Annotated in this window: 22 protein-coding genes; 10 read left to right on the forward strand and 12 right to left on the reverse strand. The window is 31.2% G+C overall.

Annotated features, from left to right (window positions below):
* Positions 1 to 35: 35 nt before the first annotated feature.
* Genes P2W75_RS18510 through P2W75_RS18560 form a run of 11 tightly spaced genes read right to left on the reverse strand, consistent with a single transcriptional unit; the run spans position 36 to position 9,570 of the window.
* Positions 36 to 1,172, reverse strand: a complete 1,137-nt coding sequence (locus P2W75_RS18510) for a type II secretion system F family protein (RefSeq protein WP_276381602.1) — start codon at positions 1,170 to 1,172, stop codon at positions 36 to 38.
* The gene (locus P2W75_RS18515) at positions 1,162 to 1,638 is read right to left on the reverse strand and encodes a type II secretion system protein J (protein ID WP_276381603.1); all 477 of its coding nucleotides are present in this window, start codon (positions 1,636 to 1,638) and stop codon (positions 1,162 to 1,164) included. The genes P2W75_RS18510 and P2W75_RS18515 overlap by 11 nt, the downstream gene beginning before the upstream one ends.
* Positions 1,620 to 1,964, reverse strand: coding sequence for a hypothetical protein (locus P2W75_RS18520; RefSeq protein WP_276381604.1), 345 nt, complete (start codon positions 1,962 to 1,964; stop codon positions 1,620 to 1,622). Before P2W75_RS18520 ends, P2W75_RS18515 begins: the two co-directional genes overlap by 19 nt.
* Entirely contained in the window at positions 1,952 to 3,241 is a 1,290-nt protein-coding gene (locus tag P2W75_RS18525) for a hypothetical protein (RefSeq protein ID WP_276381605.1), read from the reverse strand. Before P2W75_RS18525 ends, P2W75_RS18520 begins: the two co-directional genes overlap by 13 nt.
* The gene (locus P2W75_RS18530) at positions 3,238 to 3,720 is read right to left on the reverse strand and encodes a hypothetical protein (RefSeq protein WP_276381606.1); all 483 of its coding nucleotides are present in this window, start codon (positions 3,718 to 3,720) and stop codon (positions 3,238 to 3,240) included. Before P2W75_RS18530 ends, P2W75_RS18525 begins: the two co-directional genes overlap by 4 nt.
* A gap of 3 nt (positions 3,721 to 3,723) precedes the next feature.
* Positions 3,724 to 4,788, reverse strand: a complete 1,065-nt coding sequence (locus P2W75_RS18535; protein ID WP_276381607.1) for a pyocin knob domain-containing protein — start codon at positions 4,786 to 4,788, stop codon at positions 3,724 to 3,726.
* A 5-nt stretch (positions 4,789 to 4,793) separates the two neighbouring features.
* Positions 4,794 to 5,879: a hypothetical protein gene (locus tag P2W75_RS18540; RefSeq protein ID WP_276381608.1), complete on the reverse strand. Its 1,086-nt coding sequence runs from the start codon at positions 5,877 to 5,879 to the stop codon at positions 4,794 to 4,796.
* Positions 5,876 to 6,817, reverse strand: a complete 942-nt coding sequence (locus P2W75_RS18545) for a tail fiber protein (protein WP_276381609.1) — start codon at positions 6,815 to 6,817, stop codon at positions 5,876 to 5,878. Before P2W75_RS18545 ends, P2W75_RS18540 begins: the two co-directional genes overlap by 4 nt.
* Positions 6,817 to 7,821 carry a tail fiber protein gene (locus P2W75_RS18550; protein ID WP_276381610.1) on the reverse strand — a complete coding sequence of 335 codons (1,005 nt, stop codon included), beginning with the start codon at positions 7,819 to 7,821 and terminating at the stop codon, positions 6,817 to 6,819. The genes P2W75_RS18545 and P2W75_RS18550 overlap by 1 nt, the downstream gene beginning before the upstream one ends.
* A gap of 52 nt (positions 7,822 to 7,873) precedes the next feature.
* Positions 7,874 to 8,806, reverse strand: a complete 933-nt coding sequence (locus tag P2W75_RS18555; RefSeq protein ID WP_276381611.1) for a hypothetical protein — start codon at positions 8,804 to 8,806, stop codon at positions 7,874 to 7,876.
* Positions 8,807 to 8,841: 35 nt separating this feature from the next.
* Complete coding sequence (locus P2W75_RS18560; RefSeq protein WP_276381612.1) at positions 8,842 to 9,570, reverse strand: hypothetical protein; 729 nt, start codon at positions 9,568 to 9,570, stop codon at positions 8,842 to 8,844.
* Between the two features lie 263 nt (positions 9,571 to 9,833).
* On the opposite strand from P2W75_RS18560, the gene P2W75_RS18565 reads away from it, so the two are divergent.
* From P2W75_RS18565 to P2W75_RS18610, 10 genes are all read left to right on the forward strand, one after another.
* Positions 9,834 to 10,826, forward strand: a complete 993-nt coding sequence (locus P2W75_RS18565) for a tail fiber protein (protein WP_276381613.1) — start codon at positions 9,834 to 9,836, stop codon at positions 10,824 to 10,826.
* A 2-nt stretch (positions 10,827 to 10,828) separates the two neighbouring features.
* Entirely contained in the window at positions 10,829 to 11,755 is a 927-nt protein-coding gene (locus P2W75_RS18570) for a hypothetical protein (RefSeq protein ID WP_276381614.1), read from the forward strand.
* A gap of 216 nt (positions 11,756 to 11,971) precedes the next feature.
* Positions 11,972 to 12,382 carry a type IV pilin protein gene (locus P2W75_RS18575; protein ID WP_276381615.1) on the forward strand — a complete coding sequence of 137 codons (411 nt, stop codon included), beginning with the start codon at positions 11,972 to 11,974 and terminating at the stop codon, positions 12,380 to 12,382.
* Positions 12,382 to 12,858 carry a general secretion pathway protein gene (locus P2W75_RS18580; RefSeq protein ID WP_276381616.1) on the forward strand — a complete coding sequence of 159 codons (477 nt, stop codon included), beginning with the start codon at positions 12,382 to 12,384 and terminating at the stop codon, positions 12,856 to 12,858. Before P2W75_RS18575 ends, P2W75_RS18580 begins: the two co-directional genes overlap by 1 nt.
* Position 12,859: 1 nt before the next feature.
* Positions 12,860 to 14,260, forward strand: coding sequence for a GspE/PulE family protein (locus tag P2W75_RS18585; protein ID WP_276381617.1), 1,401 nt, complete (start codon positions 12,860 to 12,862; stop codon positions 14,258 to 14,260).
* A gap of 38 nt (positions 14,261 to 14,298) precedes the next feature.
* Positions 14,299 to 16,503, forward strand: coding sequence for a type II secretion system protein GspD (locus tag P2W75_RS18590; protein ID WP_276381619.1), 2,205 nt, complete (start codon positions 14,299 to 14,301; stop codon positions 16,501 to 16,503).
* Complete coding sequence (locus P2W75_RS18595) at positions 16,503 to 17,696, forward strand: general secretion pathway protein (protein ID WP_276381620.1); 1,194 nt, start codon at positions 16,503 to 16,505, stop codon at positions 17,694 to 17,696. The genes P2W75_RS18590 and P2W75_RS18595 overlap by 1 nt, the downstream gene beginning before the upstream one ends.
* Positions 17,697 to 18,218: a general secretion pathway protein gene (locus P2W75_RS18600; protein ID WP_276381621.1), complete on the forward strand. Its 522-nt coding sequence runs from the start codon at positions 17,697 to 17,699 to the stop codon at positions 18,216 to 18,218. It begins immediately after the preceding gene.
* 33 nt (positions 18,219 to 18,251) lie between these two features.
* The gene (locus P2W75_RS18605) at positions 18,252 to 19,490 is read left to right on the forward strand and encodes a hypothetical protein (protein ID WP_276381622.1); all 1,239 of its coding nucleotides are present in this window, start codon (positions 18,252 to 18,254) and stop codon (positions 19,488 to 19,490) included.
* Between the two features lie 14 nt (positions 19,491 to 19,504).
* Positions 19,505 to 20,338 carry a tail fiber protein gene (locus tag P2W75_RS18610; protein WP_276381623.1) on the forward strand — a complete coding sequence of 278 codons (834 nt, stop codon included), beginning with the start codon at positions 19,505 to 19,507 and terminating at the stop codon, positions 20,336 to 20,338.
* A 65-nt stretch (positions 20,339 to 20,403) separates the two neighbouring features.
* Here the strand turns inward: P2W75_RS18610 and P2W75_RS18615 are convergent, their stop codons facing one another.
* Positions 20,404 to 21,186, reverse strand: a complete 783-nt coding sequence (locus P2W75_RS18615; protein WP_373921649.1) for an NUDIX domain-containing protein — start codon at positions 21,184 to 21,186, stop codon at positions 20,404 to 20,406.
* Positions 21,187 to 21,225: the final 39 nt, after the last annotated feature.

Below are 21,225 nucleotides of genomic sequence, written 5' to 3' on the forward strand. Positions count from 1 at the left end.
TTTTTGATTTCATTTTTTGACAAAAGCATAATTTTCTATCCAATCGCACTACTCAATTGGAACATAGGTAAATACATAGCCACTAACAAAACGGCTACTAAAACCCCGACAAAAAGTATAATAAAAGGTTCTAAAACGGTAGTCATTACCTTTGATTGCTGTACGACTTCTTGATTATATTGTTCACTGAGTTGTTTGAAAACATATTCGGTTTGATTGGTTTCTTCGGCTACTTTTACGAGAGATATAATTCGGTTGTCGAAAAGCGGCGTGTTTTTCAAACTCGAACTTAAACTGTTTCCTTTTAGAATACTGTTTTCAACTTGTTCTAACGCTTCTTGTAAAGGAACAAACTGAATCATTTTTTTGACCATTTGTATACTATTCAATAACGGAACTTTTGCGGTAGTTAATAAGGTTACTGCCTGAGTGAATTGTGCCAGATATACTTTGGTCATAAATGCTCCTAAAACTGGGATTTTCACTAAAAAATAATGCATTGCTTTTTTGTACTTCTGATTGTTTTTGAAAAACTGTGTAGAGAAAATAAAAGTAACAAGTGCTAATAAAAAGTACAAGCCATAAGTTTTTGTCCAAACGGATAGTTTTACAATGAACTGTGTTAAAAGAGGAAGTTCCATGTTGTTTTGTTTGAAGATATCTTGAAACATAGGTACTACATAACTTAACATAAATATCACTACCAAAACCGCTGTACTTAATACAATAGAAGGATAGGTGAGGGCTGCTATAATGATTCTTTTCTGTTCGTTTTTACGTTCAAAAAAATGCCCGAGTTCTTGGCATACCTGCGCTGTGGTTCCCGTTTCTTCACCTATTTGAATGGAGTAATATTCGTATTCTGTAAATGATTTAGAAACACGAAGTGCTTCAGAAAAGGGTCTTCCGTTTACGACATCATTTAAAATGGTTTGAATTAAATCTTTATCGGCACTTTTTTTTAAAGATTCAATAATCAACGATAATCCTTCTTTAAAGCTTACACCAGCTTTTAATAAAACAGCTAATTCAAGATAAAAAGCCTGTTTTTTTTTATTATTAAAACTGTTGCCAAAAAGCGTGATTTCTTTTTTCAGTAAACTTTCAATGCTATTCGAACCTTTTGGCTGAATTGTTTTTTTATTTTGGGTGTTTTCGATTTTAAAAGCCATCTTCCTGATTCATTTGAAAGGTTAAGTCATTTTTTTTCGAAACAAAAATTTCATAGCCTGGAAATTCTGTTTCGGCAAATATCGATAAAGCATCAATTGGCCCTGATTTTACTTCTTTTCCTTGAAATAATGCCTTGTTTGGAATGATTTTCAGTTTAATTGTATCGCGATTTCGCATGCTGAATGTATCCTGAAACGAATAGGTTACAGTATCAATTTCAGAAGTCATAATCAACATTTGTTTGTCATTATCATACATAACAATATGCGGTTCATTGAAATCCTGCCACAATTTTTGTTCAAAAAGAGCTAATGTGCTTGTTTTTTCAAAATTGGTCTGAATGGTGTGAATTTGTTTCTGCACGATTCTTAAAACACTAAAAGCCATACCAACAACAATAGCAGTTATAATCATAACCACTATTAATTCTGATAGTGTAAATGATTTTAATTTTCCTGCTGCCATAGTATTTGGTGTTTTGTAATTTCTTTTTTGGATACAGTATTAATTGCAGAAATAGTAAAGATTTTTTTTGCCGAAATATTTTCTGTTTCAATATTGATATTCCAGTCTTTATAGTTTTCCTGATAAGGAAGTTTTATCGTGTTATTCTGAACTTCATATTCCAATTCATTTATTCTGGTTTCAATTCCATGTGTGTTTTTTGAAAAAGTATTAAATACGAGATTGTTTAAAATTAAACTCGAAATGATGAATATAATAACCACCAAAACAGTTGCAACAACTGCTTCAATTAATGTAGCCGATTTTATTTTTTTTAATACAACCATTTTAAAACAGTTTTAGGTTCTTGTTCTAAAATTATTCCGCCATAGAGATGCGGAACATTTTCATTTTCGATGGTAGCATTGTATACATGATTCACAAAAATAGAACCTGCTTGATTGGCTGTGAATTGTCTAGTATATACAGATCCTGATACGGTTCCTCTGATTTCAAAATTACCGTTACAATAGACTTGTCCTTTTATTTTGGAATCTTTTTCCAAAACAATTTGTGTTTGAAAGTCAGCTGTTTCTTTGGTTTGCAGGTAAATGATACTTCCTTTTATGATGCTTTCGGTATCTATAAAAATTTGATTGTCGGGTAAACTATTATAATTTTGATTTTCTGAAATGGTATTTTTATTATCCTGAAATAATAACAAAGCTGATGGATATGATAAATTACATCTCTTGCCCATTATAATTTTTCTGAAAGCTATTGCTTGAAAACAACCTTTTGTTTCATCTTCTATTTCAATAATTGGTGCAATAAGAATTATATCATTTAATAGTGCAGTCTTTCTTATTTTGATGGAAGTTTCAGATTTAATGATCATATTTCCCGACAGAATTTTATTTTCGATCGTAATTGGATTTTCAGAATAATATCCTTTCGTTTTTTCTTTAAAAGAATTTGTGATTTTTATACCCGAATTTAAATTAATGTAATCTTCCTGTCGATTTATTTTATATTCTTTTAGATAAAAATTAATGGCATCCAAAAAAGCCTTTTCAGGTTTTGGTAATTCAGAAGTACTTTTTTCTATTTTTCCATAAATCAACTGAGAGCCATAATAACTATTTCCAGCAATATATCCAGAACTAACTCCTTGTTTAGGTAAATAGGCCATACCTTGAATTTTGGTACTTCCCACAACAGTCAGTGCATTATGGGTTTCTTGCAAATATAAAGTAGGCGATTTGTCAGTAATTATGAGAGAACCAATTATTGCGGTTTTGGTGAATTTTTTTTTTCTGAATTGAGTGGTTGTAATCCCTTTTTGAAAAGCTCCCCATTGCGATAAATGCGTTTTTATAATTTGATTTTCTTTATCATGATAATCAATTGTTGCAGTATCTGTATTTAACTCTTTTTGCTCTAAAAGAGATTGCATTCCAATATCGGCAATTTGGATATTTTCAATAGCTCCTTTAGACTGTTCTTTCATGTAAATAAAAGTGTAAGCGTATAAAACCAAACCCGCAAGAAGCAGGGCAATTAATACAGCAATAAATACTGTAAATTGTAAAGCACCAGACTTAATTTTGAGTTTTAATTTCAATCCTGAAGCATTATAATATTGAGATTACCTTTATATTTTACGTATACAGATTCTTTGTCACCAGATTTTAGGAAAACTTCATTTTCAGTATCTCCAATTTTCATGTAATAATTTTTATTATCTATAATTAACATGTAAATGGTGTTTTTACCTTTAGAATCTGCAATTACGCCTTTGTAAATAATATTTGGCCATACCAGCGCTTCTGGCTGCTTTGCTGTTTTAGGAGCTGATTGTGATACCTTCGGTTTTGGAGCCGATTCTAGAGTATACATTTTCCCTAAAAAAGGATCTCTGTAATTGATATTAATAGCAAAAGTTTCTCTTTTAGTAACTTTTAACGGCTTAATATTGAATTCAGGATTGTTAACCGGTAATACGTCGTCTGAATTTGTAAATGAAAATACTTGAAATAATACTGCTCCCCAAACGAATAAAACGAGCGGGAGCAATATGTATATGTTTTTTTTGTTTTTCATTGATTATTTTTGAGCAGATTGGTTTTCTAATTTAGCGATTCGCAAAGCTAAACTTTTTAATGATTCAATCTCTTTCGACTGCTCTTCTATCTTTTTGTTCTGTTGAATAGAATAAAGAGTCAATTCTTCAATTTTCTGCAGAAGTTTCGAATTCATTTCTCCTAAATTAATTCCATTTTTTAAGACATCTTCTTCGCTTGGGATATCTTTTAAATGTCCTTTTTCGGCAATATGTTTTTCAACTTCGGTAAGTGTTGGCAAATTATATTCTTTTTTGAAAACAAAATCAGACCATCCAGAAGCCATTACTTTAATTTCTCTTGCTCCAATTGAGCCTTCAACAGCTAATTTATGGGTTCCCGTTGTTGTAGTACCAATCCCAACATTTCCGTTAGAAGAAATTCTCATTCTTTCTTGTAAATCTGTAATGGCAGGATTGTCAATATTTCCTTCCCATCCAGAATAAAACACTAAGGCTTTTTTTCCGTAGTTCAGATCTCCAACTCCTCGTAAGGCAACACCATTGTTAGCTATATAGCCGCCCGTTAAAAGTAAATAAGGAGTATTGGTGTTATTATTTCCATTATCAGCATGAATACGAAGTCCTGCATCCGTATTTGAAGCGTTGATTTGAAATTTCTTTTCAGGATTATTTGTCCCAATACCACTATTTCCAGTTCCTTCAATTATTAAGTTACCAGATGATGCCACATTGCTTTTTGAATCTAATAAATTTCTCCATTCTCCCCATGTATTTTGATTGTAAAATGCACTCCTGTACATAATCTGTCCACCATTCCAGTTATTGTTAAAATACATTTGAGAGACCAAGTGGCCAACTTTTCCGTATATTTCTAATAAAGTTCCATATGGAGTGGGAGCATTTGTACCATTATAATTATCCCACAATCTTAAGGACATAGGTATAACACCAACTCTAGGAAGACTATTGAAATCTTTTTGTTCTGTTGCCCATCTTAAAGTGTTCGAGCCCAGATTACCATCAAAAGCCTGACTGAAAGCGAAAGAAGAATAAGTAATGAATGTTAGAAGTAATATTTTTTTCATTGAAATTATTTTAGTTGTTTTTCTAATTTAGATAATCTTTCAGAAATAGAATGAAGGGATTCATTTTCTTCTTTTAACAAATTAACTTGATCTTTAAGATTAGCTATTTCCTCAGATTGGGTATTATTTTTCTTGTTCAGCTCAATTGTGTATAAAGTCAACTCTTCAATTTTTTGCAGAAGTTTAATATTCATTTCAGATAAATTAATTCCATCTTTCTTCATTTCTTCAGCTGAAGCAATTTCAGGAAGATGTTTGTTTTCTTTAATGAATTTATCTACAGATTCTAGAGATGGTAACTTGTAATCTTTTTCAAAAACAAAATCAGCACCGGCATCAACAGTGACTTTTACTTCGCGCGCTGCAATATTTCCAGCAACAGTTAGCATTGAAGAAGGGTTGGCAGTGCCGATTCCAATTCTCGCTGCATCAAGTATTAAGGGTTGATTACCTCCTCCCGTTTTTAAGAAAATAGGATAATCATTGTCTAAAAAAGCTCTAAAACTACCTGTATTGCTTATTTCCAAAGATCTTGCATCACCGCTGCCGATTCTGGCAGGAAAAAAATTAGAAACTCCATAGACAGTCAGTGGAGCATTGGGATTATTGGTACCTATACCAACATTGCCGTTAGTTTTTAAGTATAGCTGATTAATATTCTCAGTGCCGTTTATTTGAAAAGTATGTATGTCTATATTAGCATTCCAGCCTTTGCTTATTATTTTGCAAAGACCATTAGTATCTAAGTCAAAAACTAAATTAGAATTTAATTTTTTTAAATCGAGTGTTGCAACAGGTGCTGATGTACCAATTCCAAAGTTTCCTGAGTAGATAAATGAATTTCCATCATCTTTAAAATACGTGTTTTTACCTATTAATGTTCCACCTGAGAAATCTTCTGCATAATTTAAAGCCAAAACATTATTGGGAGCGTGAACAAAAGCTCTACCTCCAGAGCCTCTTTCAGGGTATTTAAAAATGACATCAGCGGCTCCATTGTAGTAAAATATGTTATTTCCGTTTGGGGAAATAATTTGCGCAGAAATTTTTAATGAAGAAACGATTAATAGAAGATATGTCAGTTTTTTCATTTTTTATCTTGTTTTAATAATTCAATTTCTTTTTTCATCTCTATCATATGTAAAGTCATTTCCTCAATTTTTTGTAGAAGTTTGATATTCATTTCAGAAAGATTAATTCCATCTTTCTTCATTTCTTCGGCTGAAGCAATTTCAGGAAGATGTTTGTTTTCTTTAATGAATTTATCTACAGATTCTAGAGATGGTAACTTGTAATCTTTTTCAAAAACAAAATCAGCACCGGCATCAACAGTGACTTTTACTTCGCGCGCTGCAATATTTCCGGCAACAGTTAATTTTGAAGTTGGGTTTGTTGTACCAATTCCAACATTTCCATTTTGCACATAATGATTTCCGCTGCCACTAACCCTTAATAATCCATTTGTTATCATATTCGTATTTAATTCGCCGGAAACGGTAAAATTTGCAATATTTGTTCCTGTTGGAGTTTCATTAATTTTAATCTGATTATAGTCTGTTACTGTGTCTACTTTGGCTTGTTGATATGAAATTTTAACAGTGTAAGAAGCATAATTTTGTACATCAAAATAGATGGGAAGTTGTCTGTTTGTGTATCCTCCAAAAGTAGAACTGATATCTACAGGTGCTCCTAAGACGATTTTTCCTAAATATTGGTTTCCGTGAGTTTCAACTAGTTTTAGAATTGCCGAACCAGAATTTACACCTTCTCCAAAACCATTTTGAATAACATATTTTTTATAATCATTAGAAAAATAAGCTTGATAAATTTCAATTATTATAAGACCGCCATATTGCCAATGAAAAGAATTATAACCAATATTTGCAATTTCAAATCTTTTAGCCTGCGTTGCTTGTGCTGCTAATCCTTTTATTACAGTTGTTTGCAGACCGTTTTGGTTAATTGTTGTCTGAGAAAATCCAGAATTAGAAAAAACAATTGCTAATATTAAGCCGAGAAAATTTTTCATTATTTTGATTTTAAGATTTGATTTAATTTCTTGTCTAAATCCAATATTTTGTCATTTTGTTTTTTTATAAGATTTTTTTGTATTTCATTTTCCTTTTTCATTTCAATCATATAAAGGGTCAACTCTTCTATTTTCTGCAGAAGTTTGATATTCATTTCGGAAAGGTTGATTCCATCTTTTTTCATTTCTTCGGCAGAAGCAATTTCAGGAAGATGTTTGTTTTCTTTAATGAATTTATCTACAGATTCTAGAGATTGTAAACTGTAATCTTTTTCAAAAACAAAATCAGCACCGGCATCTACAGTGACTTTTACTTCGCGTGCTGCGACATTTCCGGCAACGGTTAATTTTGATGTTGGGTTTGTGGTACCAATCCCAACATTACCATTAACAGCTATTCTCATTTGCTCATTATTGCTATTGGTACAAAATGTCATAAAGCCACCTGTTCTTCCAGTTCCTCTGTAAAAATTAATAGAGTTGTTAGTACTTCCGTAAAAGTTGTGTATAATCGAGAAACTTTTAATATTTCCAAAATCTTCACCTTGAGTAGCAAATCCTTGAACGCCTAAAAATGTACCCGAATCTGTACTATCTCCTTCACCCAATCTTCCAAAAACAGTTCCAATCAGTCCATTATTTATATATTGATTCATGTCAAGATAAGCTCTTGGAGTTAATGTACCAATCCCAACGTTTCCATTTGGTAAAAACGTCATATATCTTGTGCTTAAATTTTTACCTATAAAATTACTAGAAACGCTGGCAACTCCATTTGTAACTGAACCAGTAGAGCCAAATGTAAAAAAAGACTCGTTTCCAGACTCATTAGCAATAGAATAAGCACGTGTCCAGCCTCCTGTGTATCCAGGGAAATTTGATTTGATTTGTGTACCGTAAGCCGGAGCACTTACTCCAATAGCAACATTATCAAATGTTGTGTTTTGAGCGTTAAGTATAGAAATGTTAATAAGAACTATAATTATTGAAAAAATTTTTTTCACGATAGATAAAATGTTTTTGTTTGAGATAAAAATTGAGTGATGGTTAAAAAAATTAGTTTATAGTAAAATTGAAAACAGTACTTCTGGCACTTGTGTTTCCTGCGTCATCAAATGATTTAACAAACCAATAATAAGTTCCAGTTATTAATGTTTTATTATATGGACTAGTGCCTCTATCTTTAAAATTTAAATTTGTCAAAGCGTTGTTAGTATATACATATATACTGTCTCTTTCTGCGCTGCCAGATATTGGAGTTCTGTTCCATTGGAAATTGATATTTGTTGCAGTAGTAGTACTTGCATTTACAGGAGCGGTGAGAGTAGGAGTGTTAGGAGCTTTAGTGTCAATTAAAATAGATCTTGAAGTAAATAATGTCTGATTTGTTCCATTACTGGCTCTTACTTTCCAAGTATATTTGCCTTCATCAAAAGTAAAGTTAATAAGAGTGGCCTCTGTACTTTGTTCTTTAACTAAAGTATTGTTTTCATCCAAAATTTGAAGCTGATAATTTGTTGCACCAATAATAGCATCCCAAGATAATTTTTGTAAAGCAGTTTTGGTAGTTAAGTTATTGGTTGGAGTTAGCAAAATAACTGTATTGTTTTGAAAATCATCATTGTTCAAAACTTCAAAACTATTTTTAAAATAAGCAGTTTCATAAGCACTATTAATGGCTTTTATTCGCCATTCATATTTACCAATGTTTAACTGCTGCGTATAAGAGTTTTTTGTAACGATAGTGTCTAGGATTATCTGTTTTGGAGCTTCAAAATTGGGAACAGCGATTTGCAACTGATATTTATCGGCACTTTCGACCGCTTCCCATGAGAAGGTAACTCCAGATGAGGAAAGAAGAGAATTGTTTGCGGGAGCAATAAGAGTAACTTCTTTTTTAGAGATGTCATCAACGAGTAATATTTCTTCACAAGAGACAAAGCTGAAAATAATTGCAAACAAAAGACATTTAATTGAAGTTTTATTCATGATAGTATGGTAAGCTTTATTATAAAATTGGAGAATTACATGTCAAATAAATCCCCAGTATTTTTCTTCTCATTTATTTTTCGTTTCGTTATTCCAGAACAAGAGTTGTTTTCATTTACTATGTCAGCGACATTCCATGTTCCTTTTACTGATTTTACCCAGCAGAATGAACTTACCTGATAGGCCACAATTGTTTCAGGATTTATATCTATAATATCTGTTTTTTTTCCAGCTTTATATAAAGCAATAGTATATTTTTTGTATTGATTGTTTATTAAATAGTAAGCATCCGATTGTCTGATTTTAGTAATTTCTTCCACAGGAAGACTTACAGCAAGACTTGAAATTATTTTCAGATTTTGAGTATCGGTTAGTAATTTCAAAATATTAGAATTGTATTCTGCATTTATTTCTTCTACAAGACCAGCAACATCCAAAATTTTGATTGTTACCAATTCTGGTTTGATTGGCAAACTATCAATAAAGGCAACTTTTGTTTGACTCTGATTGTATTTCGCTTTAGATTTATAAATTTTATTTAACTTTCTATTATAAGGTACAATACCAATTTCTACCCGAATATTATTTTCAAGTTTAGGTAGACCTTTTGGTTCAAAAGTATTAAGGTTATACGATAATTTCGATGTTCCAATGCTTCCCAATTCAACAACCGAAGAAGAAAATTTGAAATTGTCATTTTTAATTTTGGTTGTCTGGCAGGCTGTGCAAAATATAATTATGAGGACAGCAATTTTTTTTAACATAGTTGTGCTATTTATTCGGTTAAAAAATAGGAATTCGACAATAAAAAAATCATTTTTGCAGAATCTATTTTTTGTTTATTTTTTAACAAAACTAAACAAATTGATGTAATAGGCTGTTAAAATTTCAACATTTTATTTTTGAAGAATGCATTGCTATAGATATAGAATTTTATTGCACTGTTTTTATTAAAAAAAGGATGTATTACATAGCATTCAAATTAATCATACAGCAATATTTTAAGTTAAAATAATACATTATAAACATGAAAAAAATACTTCTTTTTACTGCATTTGTTATATGCCAAATTACTAATTCGCAAACATTTTCGACCAACTTAACACCAGTTGGATGGGAGCATAATATTTTATTTAATGCGGGTACTCGCTATACAGTTACTCAGCAAGGACCTACAGTTAGTTTGCCAATGTTATTTGATGGTAGTATGAATCCCTATTATATATCTGGAGTTACACCCGCAAATCCAGCAGTGATTCTTATAGAAGGATTGCCAGGCTACCATACACAAGCAGGCGCTTGGGTAGGATGGACTACTCGATATTTACCTTCATCAAGATTTAAGATAGAAGGATATGATACTTACAATGGAGCAAATGTATGGAGAATAATAGCTGACTATTCTGATGTTGATTATGGTAATTATAGTTTTTCACTAAAAGTACCAGTTGGAGGAGCTTATACTAAACTTAAATTTACATTTTACAATGGGCAAAATGGAACTGTTGGGCTTTCCGAGTTATTTTTTATTCATCCTGAGGCTACTACGCCATATTCAGGATTGTTATCTCCTGCATTAAATAATTGGAAGAATATTAGTGGTAATGTAGTATATGATTCTGGTAATGTAGGTGTTGGAACTACTGCTCCTGATGAAAAATTAACTGTTAAAGGTAAAATCCACGCCCAAGAAGTAAGAGTTGATATGCTTGGACCATTAGTTCCAGATTATGTTTTTGCTAATGATTATAAACTACAATCTTTGGAACAAGTTGAAAATTACATTAACGAAAATAAACATTTACCCGAAATTCCATCAGCACAGGAAATTGAGAAAAATGGTTTAATGCTTGCTGAAATGAATATGTCTTTGCTTAAGAAAATCGAGGAACTTACTTTATATGTTATTAAACAGAATAAAGAAATTGAAACTTTGAAAAAACAAGATGAAAATACAAGAATGATTTTAGAAAAAGTTCAAATTTTACAAATGGAAGTATATAAATTAAAAACCAAATAAAAATGTCAAAACAAAAATACCGAACACTAAATAGCAAATTTTTCGGACTATTAGTTGTTGTATTATTTTTTAATTTTTCAACTTATTCTCAAACGGGTGGTAATTTTGAACTTAGCCTTTATACAACTGTATTTCCAAATGGAACTCCAAATCAAGCGGTGAACATTCAATTTCCAAGTGTTCCTTTATGGGGCTGGTTTGAGGTTACTATAACTTCAGCTTATAATAATCAACTAGCAACTGGAAAGCTTACGAAAAGATATCAAATAGGTCATAATGTTGGAGGCTATTTTGATCAGGCAACAGAAATTCCAACAGCATTTGGACCAGTTGCAAGTCAATGGCTTATTGGAGATTTTAATCATGATACAAATAGTATCCCTATTTATCATTTAGTAAGTACTAGTAATATTTTAATGATTAAAATTGAAGGTGTAATGGTAATAAGTGCAGCTAATCTTGATTTAATAAAAACGGGTACAACAATTAGTGCTTTAGAAACGGCTACAGCTCCAAAGACACGTCATTATATGAGCATAATGCAGGATAGAGTAGGAATAGGTACAAATTCGCCAGATAGTGCCTTGGCAGTAAACGGGATAATACATTCTAAAGAAGTAAAAGTAGACTTGAATAATTGGCCTGATTTTGTTTTCAAAAAAAACTATGATTTACCAACACTTGAAGAAGTTGAAAAACATATTAATAACAATGGACACCTAGAGAATATCCCAAGTGAAGAAGAAGTTCTAAAGAATGGAATTAATTTGGGAGAAATGAATGCGAGGCTTTTGCAGAAAATTGAAGAGCTTACTTTGTATGTTATTGATTTGAATAAGAAAGTGAATAAATTACAAGACAGTAATGCTAAAATTGTTGAAGAAAATAAAGTATTAGTACAAAAAGCTAAAGTCCTAGAAGAAAAATAATTTCACTTTAAAATATTTAAAAAAACTGCGTGTAAGTAAACAGATTATGCGCAGTTTTTTTATTTGTATTAGATTTTTTCTTGTGTTTAATGTCAGGATTAAGATGGTAGCAAAGCTTATAAAATTTTAGAATTATTAACAAATTATTTCTCATTTACGCTTCGATTGTTTTCTCAATAAAAAAGATATATTTGTAAAAATTAATTACACTTTGTTTTGAAGAAAAATCTATTTAGAAAACTGCCATCATTCAATCTTCAGGAAATGTTGATTGTACTTGCCATCATTGGAATTCTGCTTTTAATTGCTTTGCCTAACTTAATGCCATTAATTACAAAAGCTAAAAGTGTAGAAGCTCAAGTACAACTAAAAGCCATTTATAATGCTGAGAAACAGTACTACTTTATGTACTCAAAATACAGTCCTAATTTTACCGAAATAGATTTTGAAGCTCCAAAGACGACCAAAGAAAATGGAAGTGCAAACTATGTTTATGAAATCGTAAATTCAAGTAACAATGAGTTTAAAGTAAAAGCAACAGCAATTACTGATTTTAATGGAAATGGAGTTTTTAATGTTTGGGAAATTGACCAAAATGGTGTTCCAAAACAAATTGTAAACGATTAATGTGGTATTTGAAATTCATATTAATTATTGTATTTGCTTTTGTTTTGTATCAGGATTTTAAAAGTAGAATGGTCTATTGGTTTCTATATCCAATAATCGGAATTTTAGCTTTTAAAATACAAATTGACGTTCTGCCGCTATCAATCGCTCTACTTAATTTTGTTTTCAACTTATTATTTATAGGATTTCTTTTAGGAGTAAGCTTACTATATACAAAATTTAAGAAGCTGGGCTTTAAAAACACAATCGGAATTGGCGATGTGTTGTTTTTTATTTTTATAGCAGCTTCATTTTCAATAGTTTCATTTTGGGTACTATTTGTTTTTTCACTGATTTTTTCATTGACTTTACATTTGATATTAACTCACAAAAAAGAACCAACAACTGTGCCTTTAGCAGGTTATATGTCTCTTTTCTTTGGTGTCGTTTATGCAGCTTCTTTTGGCTTTAGCGATACTTTTTTATATGCCTATTAAGATGAATAGTTTCGATATTCCAATAGAATTTCAACAGCTTGTAAAATCAGAACAGGCCTATTACTACCGAATAATTCCAGTAGGGAAAAATCAGCAGACTGTTATTTTGAAAACAGATGCTTCGGATATTGCTTCCCTTCAAAATGAATTAAGTATTTTACTAAGTTTTCAAGTTGAACTAGAAACTGATTCCACAGAAAATATAAATCGCTATTTAAGTACTAATTACAGAAAAACAGCCAATAATGTTTCTGAGATTCATTACACTGCTGATTTTCTCGAGAAAATTGTATTAAATGCCAAAGAAATAGGAAGCAGTGATATTCATTTTGAACCTTATGAAAAAAATGCAAGAGTGCGTTTTCGTTTAGATGGAAAGCTAAAAGAACAATTTCATATTTCGGTAGAAGAATATCCAATCATTGTAAATAAAATTAAAATCAGGGCTCAGCTTGACATTTCTGAGAAAAGATTGCCTCAAGATGGTCGTATTACAATGGTAACCGATTATCAAGATTTTGATGTCCGTGTTTCTGTTCTGCCAACATTACATGGTGAAAAAGTAGTACTTCGTATTTTAAGTAAAGATACCAGCCATATTGATATTAATTCTTTGGGTTTCACAGATAAAGAATTAGCATCTTACCTTGAAAACATAAAGCGTCCAAACGGAATTGTTCTTATTTCAGGTCCTACAGGATCAGGAAAAACTACAACTTTATATGCGACCCTAAAGAATTTGAATGTTCCGAATACCAATATTTTAACTGTTGAAGATCCTATCGAATATACTTTGGAAGGAATTAATCAGGTTCAATTAAAAGAAAACATCGGACTTGATTTTGCTGCAACACTACGAACTTTTTTAAGACAAGATCCAGATATTATCATGGTAGGGGAGATTCGTGATTTTAATACAGCCAATATGGCAATTCGTGCGGCATTAACAGGACACTTAGTATTGTCTACTATTCATACCAATTCAGCTTGGGCCACGGTTTCTAGGCTAATTGATATGGGAGTTCCTGCATTTTTAATCGCAAGTACACTCAATATGAGCGTCGCTCAACGTTTAGTTCGAAAATTATGCAATTCTTGTAAAACCGAACAGACTATTTCAAAAGAAATTTTTCCAAGCGGATTTGAAATTCCAGATTATTTAACGTCTCATTATACAGCAGTTGGATGCGAACAGTGTTATCATACGGGTTATTCAGGAAGAAAAGCAATCTATGAAATTCTGCCGATAGGATCTGAATTATCAAATTTAATCAAAAATAATCACTTGGATATTAATGAATATCTGGATGAAAAAGACATTTTTACATTAAAACGTAACGCCTTGTTATTAATTAAAGAAGGCATTACTTCGGTTGATGAAGTTTTTTCATTACTCTTGTAAATTAAAACATATAAAATTCTACAATATAATATAGTTTCATGAAAAGAATAATTACGCTGTTATTAATACTACTTTTTCAGTTTTCGTTTTCTCAGGAAAATCGGATTTTACAGCTAAAAAATAATATTGAATCCATTTCTGTCGATGCGCCTGGTTTAAACGAGAAAGTAAATGTGAATATTAAAGAAGCCTCCTTGTCTAGTTTTTTACTAGCCGTATCTCAGGTTCATAAACTTAATTTTAGTGTTGCGGGCAATTTAAACCAAATCAATATTGTAAATAATTTTTCAAATGTAACGGTAGGAGATCTACTTATTTTTTTATGTAAAGAATACGATCTTACAATTGATTTTACAGGAAACATTTTGTCTATCAAAAAATATGAGAAGCCTATTGAAATTCAAAAAGCAAAAGATATAGAGGTATCCTATGATTATGCTAATGATTTGCTTTCATTGAATTTAAAAGATGATAAGCTTTATGATGTGTTTAGAAAAATAATGGATGTAAGCGGAAAAAACCTTGTTTTTGCTCCAGGTTTGGAAAATCAATTATTAACGGCTTATATTAAAAATGTACCTTTTGATGCAGCTTTAAATAAATTGGCTTTTGCTAATAATTTGACAGTTACCAAATCAAGAGATAATTTCTATATTTTCGATAAACTTGAAGGTAATTTTTCAGTTGAAGGAAACTCAGATCCTAATGGAGCTATTAGACAAAACAGACCAATGCGTCCGAGAAGATCTAATTTTTTCTTTACAGTTGTTGATGCGGATAAAAAACTTTTGAATGTTGATTTTGAAAACACGCCCATTTCAAGTATTGTATATGATATCGGTAATGAATTAGATATCGATATGTTTATCTCAAGTCCGTTGGAGAATGCAGGTAATGGAACTGTAAAAGCAAAAAACATAACTTTTGATGAACTTTTGGCAAAACTGTTTGAGATTAAGGCCGATGGTACCAATATTCCTCAAAATAATAATAATCAGCAGTATAATAATAATTCTGCTCAATCTTTCTCATCTGGAGGAGGAGGTTATACTTTTAAGAAAAGCGGAGCACTATATTATTTTGGGACCAAGGATCAGTTAGTAGTCAGAAATATAAAATCTATTGCATTGATGCATCGTTCAATAGAACTTTTAAGCGATCCAGCAAAAGAAGGAAGAAGTGCAGGAAGATTAAATAATACGAATAGTTATTCAAATTATAGTTCTTACGACAGCAGTAACAGATATAATTCTAATTCCAGTTCAAATTACTCAAATCAAAGTAATGGCTTTGGGAATAATGGCAATAATAGCAGCAATTACTCATCATCGTCGAGTTCAAGCAGTGCCCCATCAGAATCTATTCTTACTATAATTCCAGACGAGATAAAGAAAGATCTTGATATAAAAATAGATAAAGAGCTAAACAGTTTTTTAGTAAACGGTCCAGCAGCAAATATTGAACGTTTTGAATCTTTTATCAAATATATTGATAAAGCAGTTCCTGTTATTTTAATCGAAGTAATGCTTTTAGAAGTTAATCGCAGTGCTACTGTAGAAACAGGAATTCAAGCAGGAATTGGAGACAAACCTGTAACCACTTCGGGTACAGTTTTTCCTAATGCAGATATTAAATTAGGAGCATCAACGATTAATAAAATTATCGACGGTTTCAGTGGATTCGGGTCTTTAAATATTGGACAAGTAGTGCCTAACTTCTATCTAAGCCTGAAAGCAATGGAAACAAATGGCAATTTAAAGGTACGTTCGTCCCCAAGATTATCAACTTTAAACGGGCACAAAGCTTATCTATCTATTGGTGAAACTACTTACTATGTAGTTACCAATCAAAATTACTACGGATCACAAATTCCGCAAGCTTCTGAAGTTAAAAATTACCAGCCAATTGATGCTGAATTATCAGTGAGCATTATGCCTTTAGTTTCTGGTAACGGACAAATTACTATGGATATTAAAGTAATACAATCAAGTTTTAATGGACAAAAAGTAGATAAAGATGCACCTCCAGGAATTAATTCAAGAGAGTTTACATCAATTATCAGAGTTAAAGATCAGGATGTAATTGTTTTAGGCGGATTAGAAGAATCTATAAAAAATGATTCTGGAACCGGTGTGCCATTATTATCAAGAATTCCAATTATAAAATGGCTTTTTAGTTCTCGAAAAAGAGAAGATTCAAAGAAAAAATTAAGTGTATTAATCAAACCTACTGTTATTTACTAATGGCTGGATTATCCTTAAATAACTTTTTACTTGGGAAACAATACATTGCTGTTGAGCACTTCACTTTAAATAATGAAGATAAGGTTGCTTTGCTTTTAGTTGAAAAGAAAAAAGAAGGTCTGGTAATTAGTAAAAAAGACAGAGTTAGTTATACTGATAAAATAGCCGATAAATGGGATATTAAACTTCCTTTTTTTCTAATTATAAATTCAAATCAGGTCATTCAGAAAGAAGTTTCAGGAATTGATGTTTCTGATGAAAAACTTTTGCATAAATCATTTCCTAATACCAATTGGGATGAGTTTTACTACGAAATCTGGCGTTTAAAAACAAAATCAGTTATTGCAATTGCAAGAAAATCGTATATTAATACATTACTTGAAAATTATCAAAACCAGAAAATTACAATAGCGGGAATCAGTCTTGGAGTTTGTTCGATTGCTGATATAATCGAATATTCAGATCAAAATGAGTTTTATACGAATCATCAGCTTATTTCAAGAAATGAAAACCAGATAATTTCTCAGAATTCTTTAGAAACGGCTATTCCTTATACGATCAATGATCTCCAAATTGAGAATAGACAATTACTTGCTTTTTCGGGTATTTTGCGATTAATCGTAAATAACACAGCCAATACCGGTTCGATTTTATCGTATAGTGAAGAATTATATAACGAGTATAATCAGAAGACTTTTTTTAATAAAGGCTTAAAAATAATGGTCGGAATTGTATTGGGAATATTGGTGCTTAATTTCATATTCTTTTCGCATTATTATAAATTGGCACAAGAATCATCTGAAATTCTTTTGGTAAATAAATCCTCTAGTGAAGATGTCAGCAAAATCAAACAAAGGATAATTATAAAAGAAGAAAAAGTAAAAGGAATCGATGGAAGAATGACTTCCAAAAGCTCATTAATTATCAACGAAATTGCAAGTAGAGTTCCATCTTCAATACTATTAACAGAATTAGTATTTAATCCACTTGAGAAAAAAATAAAAGCGGAAGAGCCTATCGTAACAAAAGATAAAATGATTGCAATTTCGGGAACTACAATTGCAAATCAAGATTTTACAAAATGGGTCGAAGATATTGAAACATTAAAATGGGTTGATAAAGTATTGATTACGCATTTTGGAAAAAATGAAGATAACGAAACGACCTTTTCAATTAACGTAACCTTAAAGTAAATGAATCTCAACAAAAAAAATAAACTACTCATTGCTGGTTTCTGCTTAGTGCTTTATATCTGTTATTCATTTGCAATTTCAAATACATTGCAATATTACTCTGAATACAAAAACAAACAACAGGAGATAGCTGCGGATAGTGATATGCCAAAATTGGTTGCGCAGTTGATGCAGAAAGAAAAGCAACTTGATCAAGTATTATCAAGTTACGATGTAAACATGTCAGATTCGTTTCAAAATGATTTATTAAAACAGCTTACTTCTTACAGTGATAGTTACCATTTAAAAATTACAGATTTTAAAGAACCTCATATTATTTCTCAAAAAGGATTTACTACCACAAGTTACGCATTTTCTCTTGAAGGATCTTTTAACGGCTGTCTGGCTGTGTTGAACAAAGTAGAAAATAATCCAGTGCTGGGGAATATCAAGCACATAAACTTTATAAAAAAAAGAAATTATAAAACCAATACAGATCAATTGTTTGTTGAGGTAATAATTCAGAAAAATAAAGGAGTTTAATACAAGCTTTTTATTAAAACAAAAAAATAAATTATGAAGAAGATTTTTTTATTTGCTGCTTTAGTGGCACAAATGAGTTTTGCTCAAAATACATTTCCGACTACAGGTAATGTTGGTGTTGGAACAATAACACCAGCTTCAAAGTTAGATGTAGTTGGAACAATAACAAGTTATGAACCAACTGCACTTAGTGCTACAATTAATTCGTTTCAACTTATTAATAGTTTGGCTGGAAATGTTGGAGATAATACTATTAGAAATAAAATATGGACTTTAAGAGATGGCACTTTAAATAATTGGTATAATGCAAGACTTCATGATGGTATTTCTATAGATAATTCTTTTCAAACTCCAAATTTGGATACTAAAACATGGTGGGAAAGAGACCCTAAAGATAATATTCAATCATGGGGAAATGATGCTGTTACTTATTTAACGATTAATCAAGGTAATGTTGGTATAGGAACAACTACTCCAACAGCCAAATTAGATGTAAATTCAACAGCTCTTGCAGCAACTTTTAAATCGACAACAAATTCAGTTCCTGTAACTATACATAATACAGGAACTACAGTTGCATCAATTGGTTTTAAAGGATCAACTTCTCTTACGGAGTATAATGTAAGAGTAGGAGCAGATGGTAGCGATTTTATCGCATATACATCTAATGTTGAAAGAATGCGAATCAATTCAAATGGTAATGTGGGAATTGGCTCAATAAATCCTTTAAATACATTTGAAGTAAAAGTAGCAACAGGTACAGGAACATCAAGTGTAGATGGTATTTCAGTACATGATGGAGCCACATATCGATTAGGAATTAATATTGGTGTAAATACAGCAGGTGAATATTCTTTTTTACAAGGAATTAAAGGAGGTATTGGTCAAAGGAACATTATATTAAACCCTACTGGAGGAAGTGTTGGAATTGGTACTCTTACAACAGGAACGCATAAGCTAGCAGTAGAAGGATCAATTGGAGCAAGAGAAATAAAAGTTATGGCTACAGGCTGGTCAGATTTTGTGTTTAAAAAAGAATACAATTTGCCAACGTTGGAACAAGTTGAAAAACATATTGCTGAAAAAGGACATTTAGAAAATATTCCAAGTGAAGAAGAAGTTCTGAAAAACGGAATTAATCTTGGAGAAATGAATGCTAAACTTTTACAGAAAATTGAAGAATTGACTTTATATATGATTGAAATGAAAAAGGATATTTCTGCTTTAAAACAAGAAAATACAGAACTGAAATCTAAAGTAAGAAATAAATAAAAATATAATAAGGCATGAATAGAAACCTATTATTAATTATTGTAGTATTTATTAATCAATGCATTTTTGCTCAAACAGGTGGAAGAAGATTTTTTACGAAAAATTTTAGTGTAAATGACGCAACGAGATTAGAACTAATAGATGATCTTTCACAATCTTTAAATATTAATAATATTTATAAAGTACAATTAGTCACCACGGGAACAGGAACTAAAACTGGTGCAGAATACATAGTTTGGAATGATGTTACAAGTGCAACTTGGCAGATTAGAGGTGTGAGTTTAAATGGACTTTCTTCCAATCATCCTTTATTGATTGTAGAGGATAATATCGTTAAGATATATACGAAACATACTAATAAATATACCGTTACAGCATTCGTTGAAGAAATAATTACCAATGAAAATGATGTTACGCCTTCTATTTTTGGATCGGCTAACCATTGGCAGAGAGAGAATACGGTCTTGTTTTATGACGGAAATGTGGGGCTAGGAACAAAAAATCCAGATATGAGATTAACAGTAAACGGAAGCATACATTCAAAAGAAGTAAAAGTCGATGTAAATATCCCCGTTCCTGATTATGTTTTTAAAAATGATTACAATCTAAAATCACTTCAAGAAGTTGAAAACTACATTAAAGAAAATAGTCATTTACCTGAAATTCCATCTGCAAAAGAGTTTGAGAAAAACGGAATTAACGTTTCTGAAATGAATATGAATTTATTGAAAAAGATAGAAGAATTAACCTTATACGCTATTGAACAGCAAAAAAAATCAGATATGCTAATGGAAGTTGTGAAGCAGCAAAGTAAAAGATTAGAAGCTCTTGAAAAAGAAAAAAAATAATCCCAAAATGAATAATCCCGGTTGTTAAACAATCGGGATTATTTATTTATATCTGAATGTAAATTCTACCAATTACCCTTCAATCCTTCTTTTAAAGCACTATTGTATTTCTCTACATCAAAACTATACAAATCTGGAGCTTTATGAGCGCCTCCTTTTCTGGATTCTTCCAGTTTGGTCAGAATATCATAACGGAGAATCTTTCTATAAAAATTACCGCGATTTAACTTCTTCCCCAAAATACCTTCATATAATTTTTGAAGTTCTGGCATAGTAAATTTTTCTGGCAGTAAATTATAACCAATAGGATGATTATTTAACTGTTCACGAAGTGTAGTAAGCGCTTTGTCAAAAATTTTTCGGTGGTCCATCATGAACTCAGGAAGATTTTCGATCGAATGCCATTGAACGGCACTCGAATATTCATCCAGTACAAGTTTTACCTGAGAATGCTCGGCTAATGCGTAATAACCAATCGAAATAAAACGCTGTTTGTTCCAAATAGTGTCATCATATTGCTCAAAAGCTTTTTCAGAACGATTTAGATTTCCAAAAGTATAAAACTGCTGCAGATAAATATTTTCAGTTCCAGTTCTGTCTTTTAAAATACGGACTGCGGCATCATCGACATTTTCGGTCTTTTTTACATAACCGCCCGGAAGTCCCCAAAGATCTTGATCTCGCATCTTAAGAATAAGAACCTGAAGTGAATTTTCATAAAAACTAAAAATAACACAGTCTATGGAAAGCGTCGGAATATATTTTTCCCACGATTCGGCTGACTGTTTTTCGAGTAATTCTTTAAAATCCATGAAAATAGAATGAAATCCAAATTTAATTCTTTTCATAGTTACAAGCCAAATGGTTTGATTTTTTTCTGGCATGAA

This window comes from Flavobacterium sp. H4147 (genome assembly GCF_029360735.1).
Lineage (GTDB): Bacteria > Bacteroidota > Bacteroidia > Flavobacteriales > Flavobacteriaceae > Flavobacterium > Flavobacterium endoglycinae.

Bases quoted from the DNA above. Each gene is read 5' to 3' on its own strand.
- P2W75_RS18545 (WP_276381609.1), bottom strand. From the start codon at position 6,817: ATGAAAAATTTTCTCGGCTTAATATTAGCAATTGTTTTTTCTAATTCT.
- P2W75_RS18510 (WP_276381602.1), bottom strand. From the start codon at position 1,172: ATGGCTTTTAAAATCGAAAACACCCAAAATAAAAAAACAATTCAGCCA.
- P2W75_RS18600 (WP_276381621.1), top strand. From the start codon at position 17,697: ATGAATCTCAACAAAAAAAATAAACTACTCATTGCTGGTTTCTGCTTA.
- P2W75_RS18560 (WP_276381612.1), bottom strand. From the start codon at position 9,570: ATGTTAAAAAAAATTGCTGTCCTCATAATTATATTTTGCACAGCCTGC.
- P2W75_RS18590 (WP_276381619.1), top strand. From the start codon at position 14,299: ATGAAAAGAATAATTACGCTGTTATTAATACTACTTTTTCAGTTTTCG.
- P2W75_RS18570 (WP_276381614.1), top strand. From the start codon at position 10,829: ATGTCAAAACAAAAATACCGAACACTAAATAGCAAATTTTTCGGACTA.
- P2W75_RS18520 (WP_276381604.1), bottom strand. From the start codon at position 1,964: ATGGTTGTATTAAAAAAAATAAAATCGGCTACATTAATTGAAGCAGTT.
- P2W75_RS18540 (WP_276381608.1), bottom strand. From the start codon at position 5,879: ATGAAAAAACTGACATATCTTCTATTAATCGTTTCTTCATTAAAAATT.
- P2W75_RS18595 (WP_276381620.1), top strand. From the start codon at position 16,503: ATGGCTGGATTATCCTTAAATAACTTTTTACTTGGGAAACAATACATT.
- P2W75_RS18580 (WP_276381616.1), top strand. From the start codon at position 12,382: ATGTGGTATTTGAAATTCATATTAATTATTGTATTTGCTTTTGTTTTG.
- P2W75_RS18530 (WP_276381606.1), bottom strand. From the start codon at position 3,720: ATGAAAAACAAAAAAAACATATACATATTGCTCCCGCTCGTTTTATTC.
- P2W75_RS18535 (WP_276381607.1), bottom strand. From the start codon at position 4,788: ATGAAAAAAATATTACTTCTAACATTCATTACTTATTCTTCTTTCGCT.
- P2W75_RS18565 (WP_276381613.1), top strand. From the start codon at position 9,834: ATGAAAAAAATACTTCTTTTTACTGCATTTGTTATATGCCAAATTACT.
- P2W75_RS18555 (WP_276381611.1), bottom strand. From the start codon at position 8,806: ATGAATAAAACTTCAATTAAATGTCTTTTGTTTGCAATTATTTTCAGC.
- P2W75_RS18605 (WP_276381622.1), top strand. From the start codon at position 18,252: ATGAAGAAGATTTTTTTATTTGCTGCTTTAGTGGCACAAATGAGTTTT.
- P2W75_RS18585 (WP_276381617.1), top strand. From the start codon at position 12,860: ATGAATAGTTTCGATATTCCAATAGAATTTCAACAGCTTGTAAAATCA.
- P2W75_RS18515 (WP_276381603.1), bottom strand. From the start codon at position 1,638: ATGGCAGCAGGAAAATTAAAATCATTTACACTATCAGAATTAATAGTG.
- P2W75_RS18610 (WP_276381623.1), top strand. From the start codon at position 19,505: ATGAATAGAAACCTATTATTAATTATTGTAGTATTTATTAATCAATGC.
- P2W75_RS18615 (WP_373921649.1), bottom strand. From the start codon at position 21,186: ATGAAAAGAATTAAATTTGGATTTCATTCTATTTTCATGGATTTTAAA.